Genomic DNA, 19,282 nt, shown 5'->3' with positions numbered 1-19,282 from the left:
AAACGGCCTGTTCCACCATCCCGCTTCAACTTTTGGCTTTGGCCACCGCCCCCTGCCCCGTGCCCTGGCGTTCGTGCGTCGTGCCCGTCCTTGCCGCGGGTGCGGCATCCTCGTTACCGTTGCGACGAATACGGACCGGGAGCGGACATGAGGGCGAGGGATCTGGGACTGGCCTGCGGCAAACTGCCGACCGGCCCACGCAACACCATCGCCGACGTGGCCGGCGTTCGGGTCGGCCACGCAACGGTGGTCGAGGGCGACGTGTGCACCGGCGTCACTGCCATCGTCCCGCATGACGGCGACATCTTTCGCGACAAGCTGGTCGCGGCAGCCGACGTGCTGAACGGCTTCGGCAAGAGCATCGGCCTGATGCAGGTCGAGGAACTGGGCCAGTTGGAAACGCCGATCCTGCTGACCAACACCTTCTCGGTGCCGGCCTGCGCCAACGCCCTGATCCGGAACGCGCTGCAGACCAATCCGGAAATCGGCCGCTGGACCACCACCGTCAACCCGGTGGTGTGCGAGTGCAACGACGGCTACCTCTCCGACATCCAGGCGATGCTGGTGACGCCGACCGACGCCTTCATGGCGCTGGGCTCGGCGGAAGAGGAATTCGCCAACGGCGCGGTGGGCGCCGGCGCCGGCATGAGCTGCTTCGGCTTCAAGGGCGGCATCGGCAGCGCCTCCCGCGTGGTGGCGCTCGACAAGGTGGCACACACGCTGGGGGTGCTGGTGCTCGCCAATTTCGGGCGGGTGGGCGACCTGCGGCTGCCGGATGGGCGCGCGCCGGACCCGGCCTCGGTGCAGGTGCCGGAAGCGGGGTCGGTGATCGTGGTGGTGGCAACGGACGTGCCGGTCGACCATCGCCAGCTCAGGCGGGTCATCCGCCGCGCCGGCGTCGGACTCGCGCGCTGCGGCAGCTTCTGGGGCCATGGCAGCGGCGACGTGTTCGTGGGCTTCACCACCGGCAACCGGGTGCCGCACGCGGCCAAATCCGACCTGCTGCCGCAACGCGTCGTGGCGGAACCGAAACTCGACCTGCTGTTCCAGGCCGTCGCCGAGGCAACGCAGGAAGCGGTGCTGGATGCGCTGGCCGGCGCCGACACCACCGAAGGACGCGCCGGCCACCGCCGGCCGGGATTGCGCCACGCACTGAAGGAAGACTGAGCTATCCCTTTAGAGCGAAGCATGGCTTCGTAACTGTCGCAAATGTAGGGCGGACGCAGTCCGCCAACGCAAGCCGGCCACCTTGCGAAATCCTGCGTTGGCGGACTGCGTCCGCCCTACATCCTTGAGCGTTCGGGCGCGGTACAGATCGCGCACAGAAATATCACGAAAACGTGAGGAAGGGCTGACCGGCGATCTCCATTCAGCTAGTAATGCGAATAAGTCGCATTATGAGGAAGCCATGTTGCCAGCCCTGCGTGCCGCCATCGCGGCGCTCGTCCTGTTCGGCGTCGCCAGCGGCACCGGCCGCAACGCGGCCAGCGCCGCCGAGGTCAACCTCTACACCACGCGCGAACCGGGGCTGATCAAGCCGTTGCTGGCCGCCTACACCCAGGCGACCGGCGTGCAGGTGAACACGGTATTCCTGCAGGGCGGACTGGCCGAGCGGGTGCAGGCCGAAGGGGCACGCTCGCCCGCCGACCTGATGATCGTGGTGGACATCGGCAATCTGAGCGACCTCGCCAAACGCGGCCTGACCCAACCGGTGCGCTCGGCGGCGGTCGAGGCGGCGATCCCCTCGGGCCTGCGCGATCCGGGCGGGCACTGGTTCGCGCTGTCGCTGCGCGCCCGCGCGATCATGGTCTCGAAGGAACGGGTGCCGGACACGACGCTGACCTATGAGAACCTCGCCGATCCGCGCTGGAAAGGCCGGTTATGCCTGCGCAGCGGCCAGCATCCCTACAACACCGCGCTGTTCGCCGCCCTGCTGGCCCATCACGATGCCGCCTGGCTGGATACCTACCTGGCCGGGCTCAAGGCCAATCTCGCCCGCCGCCCCGCCGGCGGCGATCGCGACGTGGCGCGCGACATCCTCGCCGGGCAATGCGATGTCGGGCTGGCCAACACCTATTACGGCGGGCTGATGCTTTCGGGCGCGGGCGGTGCCGAGCAGAAGCGCTGGGGCGAGGCGGTGCGGGTGGTGCTGCCCGGCTTCGCCGATGGCGGAGGCACGCATGTGAACGTCTCCGGGGCGGCGGTCGCGCGACATGCGCCGAACCGCGAGGAAGCGGTGAAGCTGCTGGAATTCCTGACCTCGCCCGCGGCGCAACAAAGCTTCGCCGAGGCGAATTTCGAATATCCGGTGCGTCAAGGCGTGGCGCTGAACCCGATCGTCGCCTCGTTCGGCACGCTGCGCGTCGACGAGACCCCGCTGACGGAGATCGCGGCGCGGCGCGAGGCGGCCAGCCTGGCGGTCGATCGCGCCGGGCTCGATCGCTAGCCGGCTCTCGTGCTGCGTGTCGCCGCCACCGGGGTCGCGTCCCTGGTGGCGTTGCCGGTCGCGGCCCTGGCGATCCTGGCCGCGCAAGGATCGGGGGCATTATGGCCGCATCTGGCCGGCTACGTCCTGCCCGATGCCCTGCAGCAGACGCTGGTGCTGCTGCTCGGCGTGGGCGTGGTGGCGGGGGCGCTCGGCACCGGGGCCGCATGGCTGGTTGCCTGGCACGATTTCCCCGGGCGGGGCGTGCTGTCCTGGGCGCTGCTGCTGCCGCTCGCGGTGCCGACCTATATCAGCGCCTATGCCTGGCTCGACCTGCTGCACCCAGCGGGTCCGGTACAGGCGGCGCTGCGCACGCTGTGGGGAGGGTCCGGGCATGGCCCGCTGCTGCCGGACCTGCGCTCGACCGGGGGCTGCGTGCTGCTGCTCGGCGGCGTGCTCTACCCCTATGTCTACCTCAACGTCCGCATCGCCCTGGCCAGCCAGGGCGCCGAGCTGATGAACGCGGCGCGCAGCCTGGGCGCCTCCGGATCGATGCTGCTGTGGCGGGTGGGGCTGCCGATGGCCCGGCCGGCGATCGCGGTCGGTATCAGCCTGGCACTGCTGGAGGCGCTGAACGACATCGGCGCGAGTGAATTCCTCGGGGTGCGGACGCTGACGGTGGCGATCTCGGTCACCTGGCTCACCCGGTCCTCGCTGGAAGGCGCGGCGCAACTGGCCCTGGCGCTGCTGCTGCTGGTGGCCGGGGTGATGGCCCTGGAACGCTGGGGCCGGCGGGCTGCGGCGGCCGCCCCCGGCAGCCGCCCCCCTGCGCCCGTGCGCCTGCGTGGCCTGCCGGGGGCCGCGGCGACGCTGGCCTGCGCGGTGCCGGTGGGCCTGGGCTTCGCCGCCCCGGCGGCGCATCTGGCGTGGTCGAGTTGGACGCGCGTCGCCGCCCACGGCCTGCCGGCGGAACTGGCCGCCTGGACCGGGGCGAGCGCGCTGCTGGCCGCGCTGGCGGCCGCGGCAACGCTGCTCGGCGCCCTGCTGGTGGCGTTCTGCGCGCGGATCGGGCATGGCCGCTTCCCGCTGCTGCTGGCCATGCTGGGCTATGCCATGCCGGGCGGGGTGATCGCGGTCGGGCTGGTGGTGGCGCTGGGCGGGGTGGATACGCTGCTGCAGGCGACCTGGCCGCTGGCCGCCGCACCGGTGCTGTCGGGCTCGGTGGCGGCGGTGGTGCTGGCCTATCTCGTGCGCTTCCTGGCCATTCCCGTGGGCGCGGTGGACGCGGCGTATGCGACCCTCGGCCGCGAGATGGACATCTGCGCCCGCAGCCTCGGCGCGCGCAGCTTCACGCTGTTCGCGCGCATCCACCTGCCCCTGCTGGCCCCCGCCCTGCCCGCCGCCGCGCTGCTGGTGTTCATCGACGCAATGAAGGAGCTGCCGGCGACCCTGCTGCTGCGGCCGCTGAACCTGGAGACGCTGGCCACCGCGCTCTATGGCGAGGCGGTGCGCGGCACCTACGAGGACGGGGCGGTGGCGGCGCTGGCGATCGTCGCGGCGGGGCTGGTGCCGGTGGTGCTGCTGGCCCGCGTGGCCCGGTTCAGGCCGCCCGCCGCGCCAGTTCGAGCACGCGGTCGACCGTCGGCTGTTCCCGGGACCGTCCCCGTCCCCGCCCTCCGCGCAGCGTCACCACCGCGATGACGAGCAGGCCTCCATGGAACAGCAGGCCGCAGAGCAGCACCACCGGACCGGGAATCGGCCCGATGGCGGCGCGCGCCCACAGGTCGCCGACCGAGGCGATCGGCGTGGGATGGATCACCAGCTTGCCGACATAGGCCACCGCCTGGATGATGAAGATCCAGCCATAGTTCTTGCGCAGCCGCCGTCCCAGCGCATCGGCGAAGGTGATGTGCAGGCGGGGCGCCTGGTAGTCCTGGTAGAGGATCTCGTTCCAGTGGTTGTCGATCTGCACGCCCTGGCCGAGCAGGATCGGGCCGAAGAACTGGGTTTCCAGGATATGCGCCCGCACCCGCCAGAAATCGAAGAAGCGGTAGCGGCGGGCCTCGATGCGCAGGAACACCGCCACCAGCAGACCGACCAGGACCAGTGGCAGCGGCGAGGCGGTCTCGTGGCTGAAGGTCAGCGACAGCGCGATCCCGGTCGAGACCACCGCCCAGTTGGTGGTAGCATCCAGGCGGTTGCGCCACATGGTGCTGCGATACAGTTCGCCCCGATAGAGATGCGACAGCGCCGTGATCTCGGCCGAGCCGAAGCGGGGCGCCCGGGCCTGGGGCGGGGATTGCGGCTGCGCTTGCGACTGTTGTGACTGCGGTTCGGGCTGGGGCTGGGTTTCGAGCATGGCGTTTCCCCCCTTGCTTTGCTTGGGACATCCGGACGCGCCTGCGGGGCGTGCCGGATCTCCGGTGTGCGCGCGCGGATGCCGCCCGGCACCGTTGCGCCCGGGCAGAGACTGCCCGAGCGCCGCGGCTTCGCCAAGGAGGGAGGTAATGACTACTTCTGGTCCGGGGCGGGGGCGGCGTTGAGCTGGATGTAGCGCTCGATGCCGATCTGGCGGATCAGGTCGTCCTGGGCGTCGAGGAAGTCGACATGCTCCTCTTCGTTGTCGAGGATGCGGCGCAGCAGGTCGCGCGAGACGTAGTCACGCACGCTCTCGCAGTAGGCGATCCCCTCGCGCAGGTCGTCCATGGCCTTCTCCTCGAGCGCGCGGTCGGCCTGGAGGATTTCCTGAACGGTCTGGCCGACCCGGACGGGATTGAGGCGCTGCACGTTGGGCAGGCCGTCGAGAAAGAGGATGCGGTCGATCAGCCAGTCGGCGTGCCGCATCTCCTCGATCGATTCGTTGTATTCGTGCTTGCCGAGCAGGGTGACACCCCAGTGCTGCAGCGTGCGGGCATGCAGGAAATATTGATTGATCGCGGTCAGCTCGTTGGTGAGCTGCGTATTCAGATGTTCGACGACTTTCGGATCGCGAAGCATGCGCGGTCATCCCCTGTGGTGGGCACGCGAGAGGGGGCGGCAGCCAGGACATCGCGCGTCACGACCCGACTCCATCTCCGTCGCGGCAGAGGCGAGCCTAGGGGCGCGACCGGCCGCACTCAACGCCTGTTGCGCGAGCGGGCACAAGACGATGCGGGCGATCCGGGCCTGGAACCCGGCCGCAGCCCGCTCAGGCGGCGGCGGGCAGCGGGGCGGCGGCGTCCCCGGCCGGCTCCGGCGTGGCGGACGGCGTCACCGTGGCGTCGAGTGCCTGCTGCACCAGCTCCCGCAGCACGGAGACGCAGGTGCCGCATTTGGCGCGGCATTTGCACGCATGGAACACCTCACCGGGCCGGGACGCGCCGTGCACCGTGGTCGCGTGCGCGACGTCGGCATGGGTGAGGGCGTTGCAGATGCAGACATACATGTCGCGGGCGATCCGGCTGCGGTGGCACGCACAGCAATACATGTTGCTGCAAATGACTCGCAATAGCGATTCTGCTGCAGCCCTGTTCCCCGCTCTGCGGGCTTGCCGCGCGGCGGCGGAATTCGCTAACCCTTTAAAGATCGTGCCGCCAATCGGGGCGAGCCGGGAAACGGAGCAGAAGCAATGGGTTACAGAGTCGCGGTCGTCGGCGCCACCGGGGCGGTCGGGCGCGAGATGCTGAAAACCCTGGCCGAGCGAAAGTTTCCCACTACGGAAGTCGCCGCTGTTGCCTCCGGCCGTTCCGCCGGCCAGGAGGTCAGCTTCGGCAACGACCAGGTCCTGAAGGTCCAGAACCTCGACAAGTTCGACTTCGCCGGCTGGGACATCGGGCTGTTCAGCCCAGGTGCCTCGGTCTCGGCCGTGCATGCGCCGCGCGCGGCGGCGGCGGGGTGTGTCGTCATCGACAACACCAGCCAGTTTCGCATGGAACCGGATGTGCCGCTGGTGGTGCCGGAAGTGAACCCGCAGGCGCTGCAGCGGATCCCACGCGGCATCATCGCCAACCCGAACTGCTCGACCATCCAGATGGTAGTGGCGCTGAAGCCGCTGCACGACCAGTTCGGCATCAGGCGTGTGGTGGTCTCGACCTACCAGTCGGTGTCGGGCGCGGGCAAGGAAGGCATGGACGAGCTGTTCGCCCAGACCAAGGCGACCTACGTCAACGACCCGATCAAGCCCGAGCAGTTCACCAAGCAGATCGCCTTCAACTGCATTCCGCACATCGACAAGTTCATGTCCGACGGCGCCACCAAGGAAGAGTGGAAGATGACCGTCGAGACGCGGAAGATTCTCGATCCCGACATCAAGGTGATCGCCACCTGCGTGCGCGTGCCGGTGTTCATCGGCCATTCCGAGGCCGTCTACATCGAATGTGAGCGGCCGATCAGCGTCGAGGCCGCGCGCGACGCGCTGCGTGACGCGCCGGGCGTGGTCGTGCTCGATCAGCGCGAGGACGGCGGCTACATCACCCCGCTGGAATGCCAGGGCGAGGACGCCACCTATGTCAGCCGCATCCGCCAGGATCCGACGGTGGAGAACGGCCTGGCCTTCTGGTGCGTCAGCGACAACCTGCGCAAGGGCGCGGCGCTGAACGCGGTGCAGATCGCCGAGACGCTGATCGCGCAGGGGCTGCTGAAGAAGCGGGCGGCCTGACGCCCCGCCGCGCCGGCAGCGCGGCGGGCGGATCCGCCCACGGAGATCATGACGGACGTGCTGCGGCGCAACGACAAGAATCGTTGCGCCGCAGCACGCGTTCGCGCATGAGCTGCGGGAGCCTGGTTGCGCCTTTCGCGTTCGGCCGCCGCCCGCCCGGCCGATTGTTCCCTTGCAGCTCCATTCCTTCTTCGTCGCCGCGTTGACCCACCGGGTGCGCCGGAGTATGGCGGGACGCAACGGACGGTGCAGCGCGCGGACCAGGGCGCTGACTGCGGCCTGGGGCGCCGCCCGAAAAAGGAGAGAAACCCGATGAGGGACATACGCGAAGCGCAATATGTCGGGCGCACCAGCGATGGCCGCCTGGTCCAACGCCCGATGTCGGGCCACCTGTCGGTGTTCTTCAACTTCGACATGGTGATGTCCGTCTCCCACCGGGTCACCGGCTGCGCGATCGCAGTCGGCACCATCATCATGGTGTGGTTCCTGGTCGCCGCGGCGAGCGGCGAGGCCGCCTACGCAACGTTCTCCCGCGTGGCGCGCTCCCCGATCGGCTACCTTGCGCTGTTCGGCTGGACCTTCGCACTCTGGTACCACTGGTGCGTCGGCATCCGGCACCTGATCTGGGACGCCGGCAAGATGTACGACCTGCCGTCGGTGGAGCGCTCCCGCGCCGTGATCCTCGGCGCGAGCGCAGGGCTGACGCTGCTCACCTGGTTCATCGCCCTTACCTGACAGCGCCCGAGGAATCCCCGTCATGGCCGACCCCAAGGGACTCAAAGTCGACACGATGCGCACTTTCCTCGGCCGCGCCCGCGGCCTGGGATCGGCGAAATCGGGTTTCGATCACTGGTGGATACAGCGCCTGACCTCCATTGCGCTGGTGCCGCTGACATTGTGGTTCATCTGGTCGCTCGCGCACCTGACCGGACAGCCCTATGCCGAGGTGCGGGCCTGGGCAGGCAACATCATCAACGCCACGCTGCTGCTGACCCTGATCGTGCTGACCTTCGAGCACTTGCATCTGGGCGTGCAGGTCGTCTGCGAAGACTACATCCATACCGACGTGATCCGCACGCCGGTGATCCTGGCGGTCAAGGCCGCCTCGCTGCTGCTGGGACTGGCAGCGACGATCGCCGTGCTGAAGCTCGCCATCACCGGATGACCTCGCGGCCTGCGGCGCTGCGCTGCATTTGAACGGATCAGAGATGAACGCGATCACCAAGCCTTCCCTCGGTGCCTACAACGTCATCGACCACACCTATGACGTGGTGGTGGTCGGCGCCGGCGGGGCCGGCCTGCGCGCGACCTTCGGCATCGGCGCGGCGGGCCTGAAGACGGCCTGCATCACCAAGGTCTTCCCCACCCGCAGCCATACCGTGGCCGCCCAGGGCGGCATCGGCGCGGCGCTGGGCAACATGGGCGAGGACGACTGGCGCTGGCACATGTACGACACCGTCAAGGGGTCGGACTGGCTCGGCGACCAGGACGCCATCGAATACATGTGCCGCGAGGCCATCCCGGCAGTCTACGAGCTGGAGCATTACGGCGTGCCGTTCAGCCGCACCGAGGACGGGCGCATCTACCAGCGCCCCTTCGGCGGCCACATGACCAATTTCGGCAAGGCGCCGGCCATGCGCGCCTGCGCCGCCGCCGACCGCACCGGCCACGCCATCCTGCACACGCTGTACCAGCAGTCGCTGAAGCACGACGTCGAGTTCTTCGTCGAGTATTTCGCCCTCGACCTGATCATGGACGAGGACGGCGCCTGCCGCGGCGTGGTCGCCTGGAACCTTGAAGACGGCACCATCCACCGCTTCCGCGCCCAAACCGTGGTGCTGGCCACCGGCGGCTACGGGCGGGCCTACCTGTCCTGCACCTCGGCCCATACCTGCACCGGCGACGGCAACGCCATGGTGCTGCGCGCCGGCCTGCCCTGCCAGGACATGGAATTCGTGCAGTTCCATCCGACCGGCATCTTCCCCGCCGGCTGCCTGATCACCGAGGGCGCCCGCGGCGAGGGCGGCTACCTGACCAACAGCGAAGGCGAGCGCTTCATGGAGCGCTACGCGCCGACCGCGAAGGACCTCGCCTCGCGCGACGTGGTATCGCGGTCCATGACGCTGGAGATCAACGCCGGGCGCGGCTGCGGTCCGCACAAGGACCACATCCTGCTGCACCTGGAGCACCTTGGCGCCGACATCCTGCACGAACGCCTGCCGGGCATTTCGGAAACGGCGCGGGTGTTCGCGGGCGTCGACGTCACCAAGGAGCCGATCCCGGTGCTGCCGACCGTGCACTACAACATGGGCGGCATCCCCACCAACGTACACACCGAGGTGCTGCGGCCGACCAAGGACAATCCCGACGCGGTCGTCCCCGGGCTGATGGCCGTGGGCGAGGCCGCCTGCGTCTCGGTGCACGGCGCCAACCGCCTCGGCACCAACTCGCTGCTCGACCTGGTCGTGTTCGGCCGCGCCGCCGCGCACCGCGCCGCCGAGACCATCCGGCCGGGCACCTCGCAGGCGCCGCTGCCCGCGCGCGCGGGCGAGTACGCGCTCGACCGGCTGGACAGCGCGCGCCACGCCAAGGGCGGCACCAAGGTCGCTGACCTGCGCCTGGAACTGCAGCGCACGATGCAGGCCCACGCCGCGGTGTTCCGCAACAGCGAGAGCCTGACCCAAGGCGTGGAGAAGATGAAGAAGGTCTGGGCCGGGCTTTCGGACATCCACGTGTCCGACCGGTCGCTGATCTGGAATTCCGACCTGATGGAAGCGTTGGAACTGCAGAACCTGATGGGCAACGCCGCCACCACCATGACCGGCGCGGAAGCCCGCAAGGAAAGCCGTGGCGCGCAGGCGCATGACGACTTCCCCGAGCGCGACGACAAGAACTGGATGAAGCACACGCTGGCCTGGTGTGACGACGCCGGCAACGTCCGCCTCGACTACCGCCCGGTGAAGATGCAGACGCTGACCAACGAAGTGTCGGTCATTCCCCCGCAGAAGCGCGTCTACTGAGCGGCAAGGATCCCACGAGAATGGTCGAGACCAAGAAGGTTTTCTTTGCCCTTCCCGCCGGCAGCCAGCCGAAGAAGGGCAAGACGTGGAAGGCATCCCCCGACGCCCGCCGGGTGAAGAAGTTCCAGATCTACCGCTGGGACCCCGACACCGGCGGCAACCCGCGCATGGACACCTACGAGGTCGATCTGGACAAGTGCGGCCCGATGGTCCTGGACGCGCTGATCAAGATCAAGAACGAGGTCGACCCGACCCTGACCTTCCGCCGCTCCTGCCGCGAAGGCATCTGCGGCTCCTGCGCGGTGAACATCGACGGGCTGAACACGCTCGCCTGCCTCAAGCCGATCGCGGACGTGCAGGGCGAGGTGAAGATCAACCCGCTGCCGCACATGCCGGTGGTCAAGGACCTGGTGCCGGACCTCTCGCTCGCCTACGCGCAGTTGCGCAGCGTCGAGCCCTGGCTGAAGACCGACAGCCCGCCCCCGCCCGACGCCGAGCGCCTGCAGAGCCGCGAGGAACGCGCCAAGCTGGACGGGCTGTGGGAATGCATCCTGTGCTTCTGCTGCACCACTTCCTGCCCGAGCTACTGGTGGAACGGCGACCGCTACCTCGGCCCGGCCACCCTGCTGGCGGCGTACCGCTTCATCTCCGACAGCCGTGACGAAGCGACCGGCGAACGCCTCGACGCGCTGAAGGACCCGTTCAAGCTGTATCGCTGCCACACTATCTTCAACTGCACCCAGACCTGCCCGAAAGGGCTCAACCCCGCGAAGGCGATCGGCGACATCAAGCTGCTGATCACCGAACGCGAGGGCGGCTGACCGGACCAGCTGGCGGGGCCCTCACCGGCCCCGCCCCCGCCGCATGAACCAGCCAGCCCTTTCGGTCTGGGCCGACAGCCTGCTCGCCGACCACGCCGTGTTCCGGGCAGTTTGGGACAATTTCGCCGAGGTCATCCCCGGCAAGCTCTACCGCTCCAGCCACCCGACCCCCGGCCGCCTCGCCCGGCTGGTGCGCCGCTACGGCATCCGCACCTTGATCAACCTGCGCGGCGAGAAACCCAACGGGTCGAACACCCTGTCGCTGGCGGCCGCGCAGCGACTTGGCCTGACCCACCTGTTCCTGCCCTTCGAAAGCCGCGGCGCGCCCCATCGCGACCGCATCCTGCGCTTTCACGAGATCTACCGCAGCATGACCCCGCCGGCGCTGATCCACTGCAAGTCAGGCGCCGATCGCGCCGGGCTCGCCGCCGGTCTCGCGGTGCTGTTCGAAGGCGGCAGCGCCGAGGCGGCACTGCGGCAGCTCTCCTGGCGGCACGGGCATATCAGCCACAGCCCCACCGGCATCCTGGACGCGTTCTTCCGGCTGTACGCGGCCACCGGCGAAGGGCGCATGCCCTTCCTGGACTGGGTGCGCGACGAATACGACGAGGCGGCGCTGCGGGCCAGCTTCGCCAGCCGTGGGTTCAGCCGCTTCCTGAACGACCACCTGCTGCGACGCGAATAGCGCGGGGCGCTGCCCCGCCCCCGCCAGGAGGCTTCGCCTCCTGGACCTCCACCAAGGGCAAAGCCCTTGGAACCCGCCGCGCAGCGCGAATGGGATCCAAGGGCCTTGCGGCCCGTCACGCGAAGGCGTGCCTGCGCACGACGTGGGTCAAGGGCGAAGCCCTTGCCTTATCTTTGGGCCACCATCCGCGCGATGCTGTCGGCAAGTGCCGCCAGGGTCGTGCTCATCGCCGCGACCAGCCCCGTCGTGCCGGCCCCGCTGACCGGCGCGGTGAAGCGCAGCGTGCCCGCCTGGGCCTGGGGGCGTTGCCCGCCCTCGCGGCGCAGCGCCACCTGCGCGAGCAGGGTGACGGTGCCGCTCGAATCGGCGTCGAAACGCTGGATGTCGATTTCGATGATGACGTCGGGCGTGGTGGAAATCGCGCCGGCCTCGCTGGAGACGGCGGCGTCGGGCAGGCGCTGCACCAGGTTCTCGGTGAGCACGCGCTCGCTCATGCGCCCGAGCGGCTCGCCCCAGCGATCGTTGCGGGCGAGGTCGAGCCGGTAGTTCGCCGAGGCGCGCAGGATCTCCGGGCGGTCGAGATAGCCGGCGAGGCCGATGCGGCGCAACTCGACGCGGCGCGGTCCGGTCGGCACCGGCGTGCCCGGGATGGCGACCAGCGTGTAGAGATCGGGATCGGGCGAGGCGCAGGCGGCGAGTGCCAGCGGCAGCAGCAGCAGAGGGCGGCGAAGCATGCGGTGGTTCCCTGGTCCGGTTCAGCGCCCGCGCAGCAGCGCCTCGGGATGGGCGTTGAGGTAGTCGGCGAGCAGCCGCAGCGAGCGCGCGGCGTCGCTGACCTGGCCCATGAGTCGTTCGATGTCGCGGCGGAACTGGGAGTTGCGGCCGTAGCCGGCCTCGGCCGAGCCCACCAGGCCGTTGGCGCGCTCGAGCGTCGATTGCAGCGTCTGCGCCATCTCCGGGATGCGCTGCAGTGCCGGGGCGACGCCCGCGTTCAGGCGGCGCACCAGCTCCTGCGTCGTGGTGAGCGTGGCGGCGAGCTGGCGCAGCGAGTCACGCAGGTCGCCGCTGTTGGCGACGGCGCTCGCGCCGGCGAGCGTGTCATTCAGGTTCTTCGCGATCTCCTCGAGCGGCAGGTTGTTCAGCTTCTGCACCATGCCGCCGATGCTGGCGGTGATGCTGTCGAGCCCGCCGGGCATCGTCGGCAGCACGATCACGCCGTCCTCTTCCAGGACCTCGGCCGCGGGGGCGTTGGGGAAGAAGTCCAGCGCCACGAACATCTGGCCGGTGAGGTAGTTGGCAGTGCGCAGTTGCGCGCGCAGGCCGCGTTGCACCAGGCCACGCGACACCGTGAGCGGCGAACGGGTGTGAGTGATCTCGTGCATGAAGCGCTCCGGCTGCAGCTCCATGCGCACGGCGACGCGCGCGAGCTTGGTGTCCGGGTCGAACTGCAACTGCACATCGGTCACGTTGCCGATCTGGATGCCGTAGAATTCGACCGGCGCCCCGGCGGCGAGGCCGCGGACCGAGCCTTCGACATAGGTGGCGAAGGTGATGCGTTCCTTGTAGCCGGCCACCCGTGCCGCGGCTTCGTTCGGATAGAGCGTGAAGGTGGCACCGGCCGGGCTCGGCTCGGTCTTCTGCGCCGCCTCGCTGGTGTCGAAGGCGATGCCACCGGCCAGCACCGCGCGCAGGCTTTCCAGTTGCAGCTGCACGCCGCTGGCGCCGAGATCGACCGAGACGCCGGAGGCGTTCCAGAAATGCGTGCCCTCGTGGACGAAACGGTCATAGGGCGAGCGGATGAACACCTGCAGCGTCAGTTGCCGTCCGTTGGCGCCAAGATCGAAGTTCAGCATCTCGCCGGCCTCGATGTCGCGGAAGAACACCGGCGAACCGACCGAGAGCGAGCCGAGGCGCGTGGCCTGCAGGCGGAAGGTGCGGCCGGGCTCGTCGGAGCGGATGGCGGGCGGTTCCTCGAGGCCGGTGAAACGGCTTTCGCTCTCTCCGCCGGGGGCGCCGGGATCGAGCTCGATATAGGCGCCGGAGACCAGCGTCTCGATCCCCGCCAGGCTGCCGGAGGCGATGCGCGGCCGCACCACCCAGAAGCGGGCGTTGCCGGTGAGGAAGCGCGTCGCCTGGCGCTGCATCTCCACGGTGGCGATGACCTGCTTCATGTCGTCGGACAGCTCGACGCTGCGGACCGTGCCCAGCTCCACGGCCTTGTGGCGCACCTTGGTCTGGCCGGCCTGCAGTCCGTCGCCGGTGCGCCAGGTGATGGTGATGGTGGGGCCACGCTGGCGCAGCGAATGCCAGGCGAGGAACCCCGCGATCACGGCGGCGACCAGCGGGATCAGCCAGATCATCTGGAAGGGACGCCGGCGCGTCTGCACCTGCGCTTCCGGCCAGTCCTCCGGCAAAGGGGCCTCGTTCATGCCGCCTCCCTCCCCGTCCCGTCGCGCCGGGCCGCCACGTCCCACATCAGCCGGGGATCGAAGGTTTCGGCGGCCAGCATGGTGAGGATGACCACCGCGCAGAACGCCAGCACGCCCGGCCCCGGCACCACCGAGGCGATGGCACCGAGCCGGACGATGGCGGTGAGGATGGACACCATGAAGACATCGATCATCGACCAGCGGCCGACCGCGTCGACGATGCGGAACAGCAGGGTGCGTTCGCGCAGGCGGGTCGCCTGGCCGCGCCCGGTGGAGATCAATAGCCAGACCAGGCTGGCCAGCTTGAGCACCGGCACGGTGATGGAAGCGAAGAACACCAGGGCGGCGAGCGGCCACATGCCGGCGGCGGCCAGTTCCTCCACCCCCGAGAGGATGGTGTCCGGCGCGCCCTGGCCGAAATTGATCACGGTCATGACCGGCAGCAGGTTGGCGGGGATGTAGAGAATGGTGGCGGCGATCACCAGCGCCCAGGTGCGGCTGAGCGGATGGGGCTTGCGGGCATGCAGGCGGCCGCCGCAGCGGGGACAGGGCGCGGCCTCCGGGGCGCGGCAGACCAGGCCGCAGGTGTGGCAGCCGATGCGCCGCAGACCGGGATGCCCCGGCCCGCCGGCGGAGGGGGGCGCGGGAGGAGACGCCTGGGCGGTGCGCCGCGCGATCGCCTCCCAGATCTGCTCGTGGTCGAGCACCGCGTCGGCGGCGGCCATGGCCAGCATCAGCCCACCCAGCGCGTAGACGGCGGCGCCGAGTTCGACATGGGCCAGATCGACGAGCTTGGTGTAGGCGACGAACAGGCCGAGCATGAACACCTCGACCATCGCCCAGGGCGTGAGGCGCTCGACCCAGCGGAACACGGCGGACAGGTGGCGGGGGGGCCGGCGCAGCCGCAGCCCCACCAGCACCCAGGCGAGGCAGAGCAGCTTGGCGAGCGGCACGATCACGGTGGTGGCGAGCACCACCAGGGCCAGTTCCCACAGTCCCTGCCCCTCCAGCGCCTCGGGGCCGGAGAGCAGGACCGTCGCCTGCGCACGGCCGGCGATGTCGAGGGACAGGAACGGCATCTGCGTCGCCAGCGCGAGCAGCAGCAGCCCGGTGACGGCGAAGGCCAAAGCGCGCCCCTGCGGGTCGGTGCGGTGCCGGCGCAGCACCGCGGCACAACGCGGGCAGCGCGCCACCGTGCCGCGGTCCAGGGCAGGAAGGCGCAGGAACAGGCCACAATCCGGGCATTCGCGCAGGCAAGTGCCGGCCGGGGCGGCTTCCGGACGTGCCGTGGGGCTGCGAGAGCTGATCGTGGGCACTCCTTTCCCGGCATGGCAGTGTCGCCCACCATAACGGCGATCGCACCGGAGGGTGGCCGGCAAGTTGGACGAGAGGTGGAGATATGCGCCCGGCGGGCGCGCGGTGCCAGTGGGAGAGAGTGGGATGAAGGGTGGCAGCGACCTGCCGCAGGCGGAGGTGATCCGGAACCCTGCCAGAACGACCGGGCGGCGCGGCTCCGGCGTGAGCATCGAGCGCCGGCCGCACGTGATCGTGGTGGGCAACGAGAAAGGCGGCTGCGGCAAGTCGCTCTGTGCCCTGCATCTGGTGGTGGCGCTGCTGCGCGAGGGCTACCGCGTCGGGGCGCTGGACCTGGACACGCGGCAGGCGACGCTGGCCGCCTGCCTGGCCGCCCGCACGACCTTCGCGCAGGTGCACGAGCTGGCGCTGCCCCTGCCCGAGCGGGCGAGCGTGGCGTCCGCCCGGCACGACACCCGGGCCGAGGCGGAAGCCGAGGAGGCGGCCCGGTTCGCCGCGGCGATGGCCGCGCTGGCCGGTTGCGAGATCGTGGTGGTCGACTGTCCGGGAACGGACAATTTCCTCAGCCGGCTCGGGCATGCGCATGCGGACACGCTGATCACGCCGATCAATGACAGTTTCGTGGATTTCGCGGTGCTGGCCGAACTGGACCCGATCACCCATGCGGTGGGGCGGCCGGGCCTGTACAGCGAGATGGTGTGGGAGGCGCGCAAACGCCGCTTCGCCCGGGACCGGGGCCAGATCGACTGGATCGTGATGCGCAACCGCGTGGCCGGAGGACGCCGGCGGCACGGCCCGCAGGATGTGGGCGCGGCGCTGGAGGGGCTGAGCAAACGGATCGGCTTCCGGACGCTGCGCGGCTTCGGCGACCGGGGCGTGTTCCGCGAGCGGTTCGTGCAGGGGCTGACGCTGCTGGACGGGGAGGACCCGGCCCTGGGCCTGTGGCCGGGGATGGGCCACGTCGCCGCGCGGGCCGAATTGCGCGCCCTGCTGGGGGCGATCCGCAGGCGACCCCCGCGACAATGAGACGAAGGTGACAAGGCATGTGTTGCGCGGGAAGCGGACGAACGGTATATCCCCCGCCTGCCCGTGGCGGCGCGCCGACGTAGCTCAGTGGTAGAGCAACTGATTCGTAATCAGTAGGTCGTCAGTTCAATCCTGACCGTCGGCACCATCAAGCTCCTGGAAAACAAGGTACAACCCCCTCTCGCCGAAGGCGGGACACCAGGCGGCGACATCGCGTTCGCGTGCAGCGGGAGTCAGGGTGACCTTATCTCGACATCATCAGGAGCACGACAGATGGCTCTCACGGATGCGCTGAAAGCGCGACCAATCAGAGAAATAGAAGGCGCCATTTCGGAAGCGATCAAACGCATTCTGGAAGTGGAATTGGAATGCAAGATATCCAGCCTGGAATTTTCCTGGCAATTCGGACTGGATAGCGTCTTGCTTTCATTGAACCTTTCCGAGCCTCCCCCGACTCTGTTCGAAGACATGGAATAGGCCACTTCTGCCCATATCCACTTTTTATTCTTCGGCAACCCGGCATCATCCGGAGGGCGCCAACCCAGGCGCCGTCCGGATGATGCCGCCTGGATCAAGCCAGGTCGAAATGATCGAGGTTCATCACCTTGGTCCACGCCGCCATGAAGTCATGCATGGACTGCCGCCAGGGCACGGGGCTGCGCGTTCGCAGCCGAAGACAAGGTCCACCCGCGTGCCGGTTCATCTCAATTTTCCTGAAAACTCAATGCTCACGGACTGTTCTCCCGGAATCGGGGCACCGGTCCGAAAATCTGCGCAGCCGCGGCGGGGCCGCAAGCAGTCCGCAAGACCGCAGCATGATCATGCCGGGCTGATCACAGCCCCGATCAGAAAAAACGTGTCGGGATCGCGCTGCAGTCCAACCGTCCCCACATCCGGGACCAACCCGCCCGAAGCATCATCCGGCCACATGACGCTGCACGTCGGATAAGGATGTCCTAACGGTTCAGGATCCGGGCGAGCAGACCCCGCATGCGGACACGATCGAGGCGCGCACGGGCTGTCCTGAGATCCTGTTGATCGCGTTGGGCCGCTGCCACGACATCGCGCAGGCGCAATACCTCTTCGTGCGCCTGGTGCGCTTCCTGCCTCGCATCGCTGGCCTGCCGGTCGATTTCCCGAATCTGCCGGCGCAGATCTTCAATCTCGGTCCGCAGGCCAGAGACGACATCGGTCATGGCACGATTCCCCGGCCACCCGCTTGTCGCGGGCGCCCTGCACATCCCACGACCGGCCAGCCACTGACCAACAACGGATGCCGTGGATCAGGCAGATTGCAGGTTCACGGCAGAGGTCCTGCCCTGCTGCCCGCGCTCCACGTCGAAAGACACTTTCTGTCCTTCGCTGAGATGACCAAGGGTCGAGCGCTCGACGGCGGAGATGTGGACGAAGACGTCCTTCGAGCCGTCATCGGGTTGAATGAAGCCGAAGCCCTTCTGCGGGTTGAACCACTTGACGGTGCCAATGCTCATGTGTCCCGGATCTCCTGGGATGGACGGCGGGCCGCAAGAAGCGGCCCGTATTGCTTTTCCAGGCTTGGGGACCAAACGGACACGTTCTGCGTGACAATTGGTGGCGCACCCAACACGAAAAGTGCCGCCGTGAATTACATGAGTTTATGCACCTCATTTTGCCCATGCACAAGGCGCCCCCCTTCAATAATTCGCAATTCTTGGGAATATCGCATTCACACAGCACACGATCTGGCGATTTCGATTGCAATGAGTAAACCGCCACCCCATTGTCTCGTCACGTTGTCAGATAAACAGCAGCATAAGCAGACGTGCCGGCCGAGATCCTGTGCGCGCCCCTGACGGTAACCCACGCCATGGCCGCATCCGCTTCCTGCGCGGTGCACAACCGTGCGACATGGCTTGCCACAATGGGGGAGTGCCACAATGGAAACCGACGACCGTCCCGCGCGATTTCCCAGCGGATCGATGCCAGAGCGCGCCGCCGCCGGACGATCGGATCTCCTGCGCCAGAGCGGCCAATCGAATTTGCTCCGTTTCGATATCGAGGCCGATGGCCAGACGATGCCATGCCGGATTTCCTGCGCTGCCATCGAGGAACTCAGCGGATCGCGTTGCTTCGGCAAGGCCGGGCTGCACGCACGCTACAACAGCCACCGCACAGCGATCGAAGCCCTGGCAAGACGAAAATTCCAGGCTGGCCGGACGAGCATCTACGGTGGGATCGATCTCTGGGCCACCGATGTCACCGATGACGCAGCGGGACGAAACGGCGCCACGGACGGCTCTCCTGCACAGCCAGGTTCTCCCGCACGAAAAGGAAAAGCCGGATGACCCAATCAGCCCCGCCACTGGCCACGCAAACCAGGCCATCGTCCAAGGCGCCGCGCACGTCCGGACTCATCTGGCTCTGGACCGCCGGCGGCAAATCGTTTGGGTACCGGCTCGGCGACGAGTTGTGGTCACTGTCCGGCCGCCACTGCGGACGCTTTGTCGGCAATCAGGTTTTCTCCATGACAGGCGCATACCGGGGCGAAGTGATCCACGGCAATCGCCTGGTGACGAATCTCGCATGGCGGAACCTGAACCAGCCAGGCTTCCTGCCCGCGCTCTGCTGGGTTGGCGTGCCGGGGCGCTCTGATCAGGCGCCGCTCGATATCCCCGCTGGCTACGAGGATTTTGCATGATCCAGCGCAAACCCACCGGGGCTCCATGCCCAGTTCCGAAACCCGCCGCCACCACGCAGGCCGGCATCCGCGCTGCCCGCGCCGCCATCAATGCCCGCGCCCGCAACGCCATTGCCAGAATCGAGAATTCCCGCCGCATCACCCTCGTGCGCCGAACCGAACTGCCCCGGCCCCCGCGCTGAGCGCGACCTGTTGTCCTGGACGGGTGAAAGGTTAAGCGGGGCACTCCTGAAAACAGGCAGGCAGAGG

Annotated in this window: 23 protein-coding genes and 1 tRNA gene; 15 read left to right on the top strand and 9 right to left on the bottom strand. The window is 68.5% G+C overall.

What is annotated here, in order from left to right; translation table 11 throughout:
• The first annotated feature begins 147 nt into the window (after positions 1–147).
• The 3 genes from NBY65_RS14265 (at position 148) to NBY65_RS14255 (ending at position 4,126) form a co-directional block, all read left to right on the top strand.
• The gene (locus NBY65_RS14265; RefSeq protein WP_150040678.1) at positions 148–1,167 is read left to right on the top strand and encodes a DmpA family aminopeptidase; all 1,020 of its coding nucleotides are present in this window, start codon (positions 148–150) and stop codon (positions 1,165–1,167) included.
• A gap of 241 nt (positions 1,168–1,408) precedes the next feature.
• Entirely contained in the window at positions 1,409–2,446 is a 1,038-nt protein-coding gene (locus NBY65_RS14260) for an extracellular solute-binding protein (RefSeq protein WP_150040677.1), read from the top strand.
• Between the two features lie 9 nt (positions 2,447–2,455).
• Positions 2,456–4,126, top strand: a complete 1,671-nt coding sequence (locus tag NBY65_RS14255) for an ABC transporter permease (protein WP_150040676.1) — start codon at positions 2,456–2,458, stop codon at positions 4,124–4,126.
• Here the strand turns inward: NBY65_RS14255 and NBY65_RS14250 are convergent.
• From NBY65_RS14250 to NBY65_RS14240, 3 genes are all read right to left on the bottom strand, one after another.
• Positions 4,026–4,784: a DUF2270 domain-containing protein gene (locus tag NBY65_RS14250; RefSeq protein WP_150040675.1), complete on the bottom strand. Its 759-nt coding sequence runs from the start codon at positions 4,782–4,784 to the stop codon at positions 4,026–4,028. The genes NBY65_RS14255 and NBY65_RS14250 overlap by 101 nt on opposite strands.
• A 152-nt stretch (positions 4,785–4,936) precedes the next feature.
• A complete protein-coding gene (bfr, locus tag NBY65_RS14245; RefSeq protein ID WP_150040674.1) occupies positions 4,937–5,422 on the bottom strand; it encodes a bacterioferritin in 486 nt (161 codons plus the stop codon).
• Positions 5,423–5,612: 190 nt separating this feature from the next.
• Positions 5,613–5,849 (bottom strand): (2Fe-2S)-binding protein, encoded by a 237-nt coding sequence (locus tag NBY65_RS14240; protein WP_150040673.1) that lies wholly within the window; start codon positions 5,847–5,849, stop codon positions 5,613–5,615.
• Positions 5,850–6,032: 183 nt separating this feature from the next.
• On the opposite strand from NBY65_RS14240, the gene NBY65_RS14235 reads away from it, so the two are divergent.
• The 6 genes from NBY65_RS14235 (at position 6,033) to NBY65_RS14210 (ending at position 11,587) form a co-directional block, all read left to right on the top strand.
• Complete coding sequence (locus NBY65_RS14235; protein WP_150040672.1) at positions 6,033–7,061, top strand: aspartate-semialdehyde dehydrogenase; 1,029 nt, start codon at positions 6,033–6,035, stop codon at positions 7,059–7,061.
• Between the two features lie 312 nt (positions 7,062–7,373).
• Positions 7,374–7,796 carry a succinate dehydrogenase, cytochrome b556 subunit gene (gene sdhC, locus NBY65_RS14230; RefSeq protein ID WP_150040671.1) on the top strand — a complete coding sequence of 141 codons (423 nt, stop codon included), beginning with the start codon at positions 7,374–7,376 and terminating at the stop codon, positions 7,794–7,796.
• A 22-nt stretch (positions 7,797–7,818) separates the two neighbouring features.
• Positions 7,819–8,226: a succinate dehydrogenase, hydrophobic membrane anchor protein gene (gene sdhD / locus NBY65_RS14225; RefSeq protein ID WP_150040670.1), complete on the top strand. Its 408-nt coding sequence runs from the start codon at positions 7,819–7,821 to the stop codon at positions 8,224–8,226.
• Positions 8,227–8,269: 43 nt separating this feature from the next.
• Entirely contained in the window at positions 8,270–10,081 is a 1,812-nt protein-coding gene (gene sdhA / locus NBY65_RS14220; RefSeq protein ID WP_150040669.1) for a succinate dehydrogenase flavoprotein subunit, read from the top strand.
• 20 nt (positions 10,082–10,101) lie between these two features.
• Positions 10,102–10,902 (top strand): succinate dehydrogenase iron-sulfur subunit, encoded by an 801-nt coding sequence (locus tag NBY65_RS14215; RefSeq protein WP_150040668.1) that lies wholly within the window; start codon positions 10,102–10,104, stop codon positions 10,900–10,902.
• Between the two features lie 43 nt (positions 10,903–10,945).
• Positions 10,946–11,587, top strand: a complete 642-nt coding sequence (locus NBY65_RS14210) for a phosphatase domain-containing protein (protein WP_150040667.1) — start codon at positions 10,946–10,948, stop codon at positions 11,585–11,587.
• A gap of 167 nt (positions 11,588–11,754) precedes the next feature.
• Here NBY65_RS14210 and NBY65_RS14205 read toward each other — a convergent pair whose 3' ends face one another.
• Genes NBY65_RS14205 through NBY65_RS14195 form a run of 3 tightly spaced genes read right to left on the bottom strand, consistent with a single transcriptional unit; the run spans position 11,755 to position 15,332 of the window.
• A complete protein-coding gene (locus NBY65_RS14205; protein WP_150040666.1) occupies positions 11,755–12,321 on the bottom strand; it encodes a PqiC family protein in 567 nt (188 codons plus the stop codon).
• A gap of 21 nt (positions 12,322–12,342) precedes the next feature.
• A complete protein-coding gene (locus NBY65_RS14200) occupies positions 12,343–14,016 on the bottom strand; it encodes a PqiB family protein (RefSeq protein WP_150040665.1) in 1,674 nt (557 codons plus the stop codon).
• Positions 14,013–15,332, bottom strand: coding sequence for a paraquat-inducible protein A (locus NBY65_RS14195; protein WP_239002777.1), 1,320 nt, complete (start codon positions 15,330–15,332; stop codon positions 14,013–14,015). Before NBY65_RS14195 ends, NBY65_RS14200 begins: the two co-directional genes overlap by 4 nt.
• Positions 15,333–15,456: 124 nt before the next feature.
• Between NBY65_RS14195 and NBY65_RS14190 the strand changes: the two genes are divergently transcribed.
• From NBY65_RS14190 to NBY65_RS14180, 3 genes are all read left to right on the top strand, one after another.
• Positions 15,457–16,356: a division plane positioning ATPase MipZ gene (locus NBY65_RS14190; protein ID WP_150040663.1), complete on the top strand. Its 900-nt coding sequence runs from the start codon at positions 15,457–15,459 to the stop codon at positions 16,354–16,356.
• A gap of 73 nt (positions 16,357–16,429) precedes the next feature.
• Positions 16,430–16,504: transfer RNA gene (locus tag NBY65_RS14185), tRNA-Thr, on the top strand.
• 125 nt (positions 16,505–16,629) lie between these two features.
• A complete protein-coding gene (locus NBY65_RS14180; RefSeq protein WP_150040662.1) occupies positions 16,630–16,833 on the top strand; it encodes a hypothetical protein in 204 nt (67 codons plus the stop codon).
• A gap of 94 nt (positions 16,834–16,927) precedes the next feature.
• Here the strand turns inward: NBY65_RS14180 and NBY65_RS33800 are convergent, their stop codons facing one another.
• The 3 genes from NBY65_RS33800 to NBY65_RS14170 form a co-directional block, all read right to left on the bottom strand.
• Positions 16,928–17,059 (bottom strand): hypothetical protein, encoded by a 132-nt coding sequence (locus tag NBY65_RS33800; RefSeq protein WP_284347513.1) that lies wholly within the window; start codon positions 17,057–17,059, stop codon positions 16,928–16,930.
• A gap of 253 nt (positions 17,060–17,312) precedes the next feature.
• The gene (locus NBY65_RS14175; protein WP_150040661.1) at positions 17,313–17,552 is read right to left on the bottom strand and encodes a hypothetical protein; all 240 of its coding nucleotides are present in this window, start codon (positions 17,550–17,552) and stop codon (positions 17,313–17,315) included.
• Positions 17,553–17,639: 87 nt separating this feature from the next.
• A complete protein-coding gene (locus tag NBY65_RS14170; RefSeq protein ID WP_150040660.1) occupies positions 17,640–17,846 on the bottom strand; it encodes a cold-shock protein in 207 nt (68 codons plus the stop codon).
• A gap of 426 nt (positions 17,847–18,272) precedes the next feature.
• Between NBY65_RS14170 and NBY65_RS14165 the strand changes: the two genes are divergently transcribed.
• The 3 genes from NBY65_RS14165 to NBY65_RS14155 are packed head-to-tail and all read left to right on the top strand — an operon-like array spanning position 18,273 to position 19,215.
• Positions 18,273–18,680 carry a DUF1488 family protein gene (locus tag NBY65_RS14165; RefSeq protein WP_150040659.1) on the top strand — a complete coding sequence of 136 codons (408 nt, stop codon included), beginning with the start codon at positions 18,273–18,275 and terminating at the stop codon, positions 18,678–18,680.
• Positions 18,677–19,033 carry a hypothetical protein gene (locus NBY65_RS14160; RefSeq protein WP_150040658.1) on the top strand — a complete coding sequence of 119 codons (357 nt, stop codon included), beginning with the start codon at positions 18,677–18,679 and terminating at the stop codon, positions 19,031–19,033. The genes NBY65_RS14165 and NBY65_RS14160 overlap by 4 nt, the downstream gene beginning before the upstream one ends.
• Positions 19,030–19,215 (top strand): hypothetical protein, encoded by a 186-nt coding sequence (locus NBY65_RS14155; RefSeq protein WP_150040657.1) that lies wholly within the window; start codon positions 19,030–19,032, stop codon positions 19,213–19,215. The genes NBY65_RS14160 and NBY65_RS14155 overlap by 4 nt, the downstream gene beginning before the upstream one ends.
• Positions 19,216–19,282: the final 67 nt, after the last annotated feature.

Origin of the sequence: Rhodovastum atsumiense (assembly GCF_937425535.1) — a bacterium.
GTDB lineage: Bacteria > Pseudomonadota > Alphaproteobacteria > Acetobacterales > Acetobacteraceae > Rhodovastum > Rhodovastum atsumiense.
This window is presented reverse-complemented; position numbering and strand designations above follow the sequence as displayed.

Coding starts and splice junctions, on each gene's coding strand:
- NBY65_RS14265 (WP_150040678.1), top strand. CDS start 148: ATGAGGGCGAGGGATCTGGGACTGGCCTGCGGCAAACTGCCGACCGGC.
- NBY65_RS14260 (WP_150040677.1), top strand. CDS start 1,409: ATGTTGCCAGCCCTGCGTGCCGCCATCGCGGCGCTCGTCCTGTTCGGC.
- NBY65_RS14250 (WP_150040675.1), bottom strand. CDS start 4,784: ATGCTCGAAACCCAGCCCCAGCCCGAACCGCAGTCACAACAGTCGCAA.
- bfr (WP_150040674.1), bottom strand. CDS start 5,422: ATGCTTCGCGATCCGAAAGTCGTCGAACATCTGAATACGCAGCTCACC.
- NBY65_RS14240 (WP_150040673.1), bottom strand. CDS start 5,849: ATGTATGTCTGCATCTGCAACGCCCTCACCCATGCCGACGTCGCGCAC.
- NBY65_RS14235 (WP_150040672.1), top strand. CDS start 6,033: ATGGGTTACAGAGTCGCGGTCGTCGGCGCCACCGGGGCGGTCGGGCGC.
- sdhC (WP_150040671.1), top strand. CDS start 7,374: ATGAGGGACATACGCGAAGCGCAATATGTCGGGCGCACCAGCGATGGC.
- sdhD (WP_150040670.1), top strand. CDS start 7,819: ATGGCCGACCCCAAGGGACTCAAAGTCGACACGATGCGCACTTTCCTC.
- sdhA (WP_150040669.1), top strand. CDS start 8,270: ATGAACGCGATCACCAAGCCTTCCCTCGGTGCCTACAACGTCATCGAC.
- NBY65_RS14215 (WP_150040668.1), top strand. CDS start 10,102: ATGGTCGAGACCAAGAAGGTTTTCTTTGCCCTTCCCGCCGGCAGCCAG.
- NBY65_RS14210 (WP_150040667.1), top strand. CDS start 10,946: ATGAACCAGCCAGCCCTTTCGGTCTGGGCCGACAGCCTGCTCGCCGAC.
- NBY65_RS14205 (WP_150040666.1), bottom strand. CDS start 12,321: ATGCTTCGCCGCCCTCTGCTGCTGCTGCCGCTGGCACTCGCCGCCTGC.
- NBY65_RS14200 (WP_150040665.1), bottom strand. CDS start 14,016: ATGAACGAGGCCCCTTTGCCGGAGGACTGGCCGGAAGCGCAGGTGCAG.
- NBY65_RS14190 (WP_150040663.1), top strand. CDS start 15,457: ATGAAGGGTGGCAGCGACCTGCCGCAGGCGGAGGTGATCCGGAACCCT.
- NBY65_RS14180 (WP_150040662.1), top strand. CDS start 16,630: ATGGCTCTCACGGATGCGCTGAAAGCGCGACCAATCAGAGAAATAGAA.
- NBY65_RS33800 (WP_284347513.1), bottom strand. CDS start 17,059: ATGAACCGGCACGCGGGTGGACCTTGTCTTCGGCTGCGAACGCGCAGC.
- NBY65_RS14175 (WP_150040661.1), bottom strand. CDS start 17,552: ATGACCGATGTCGTCTCTGGCCTGCGGACCGAGATTGAAGATCTGCGC.
- NBY65_RS14170 (WP_150040660.1), bottom strand. CDS start 17,846: ATGAGCATTGGCACCGTCAAGTGGTTCAACCCGCAGAAGGGCTTCGGC.
- NBY65_RS14165 (WP_150040659.1), top strand. CDS start 18,273: ATGGAAACCGACGACCGTCCCGCGCGATTTCCCAGCGGATCGATGCCA.
- NBY65_RS14160 (WP_150040658.1), top strand. CDS start 18,677: ATGACCCAATCAGCCCCGCCACTGGCCACGCAAACCAGGCCATCGTCC.
- NBY65_RS14155 (WP_150040657.1), top strand. CDS start 19,030: ATGATCCAGCGCAAACCCACCGGGGCTCCATGCCCAGTTCCGAAACCC.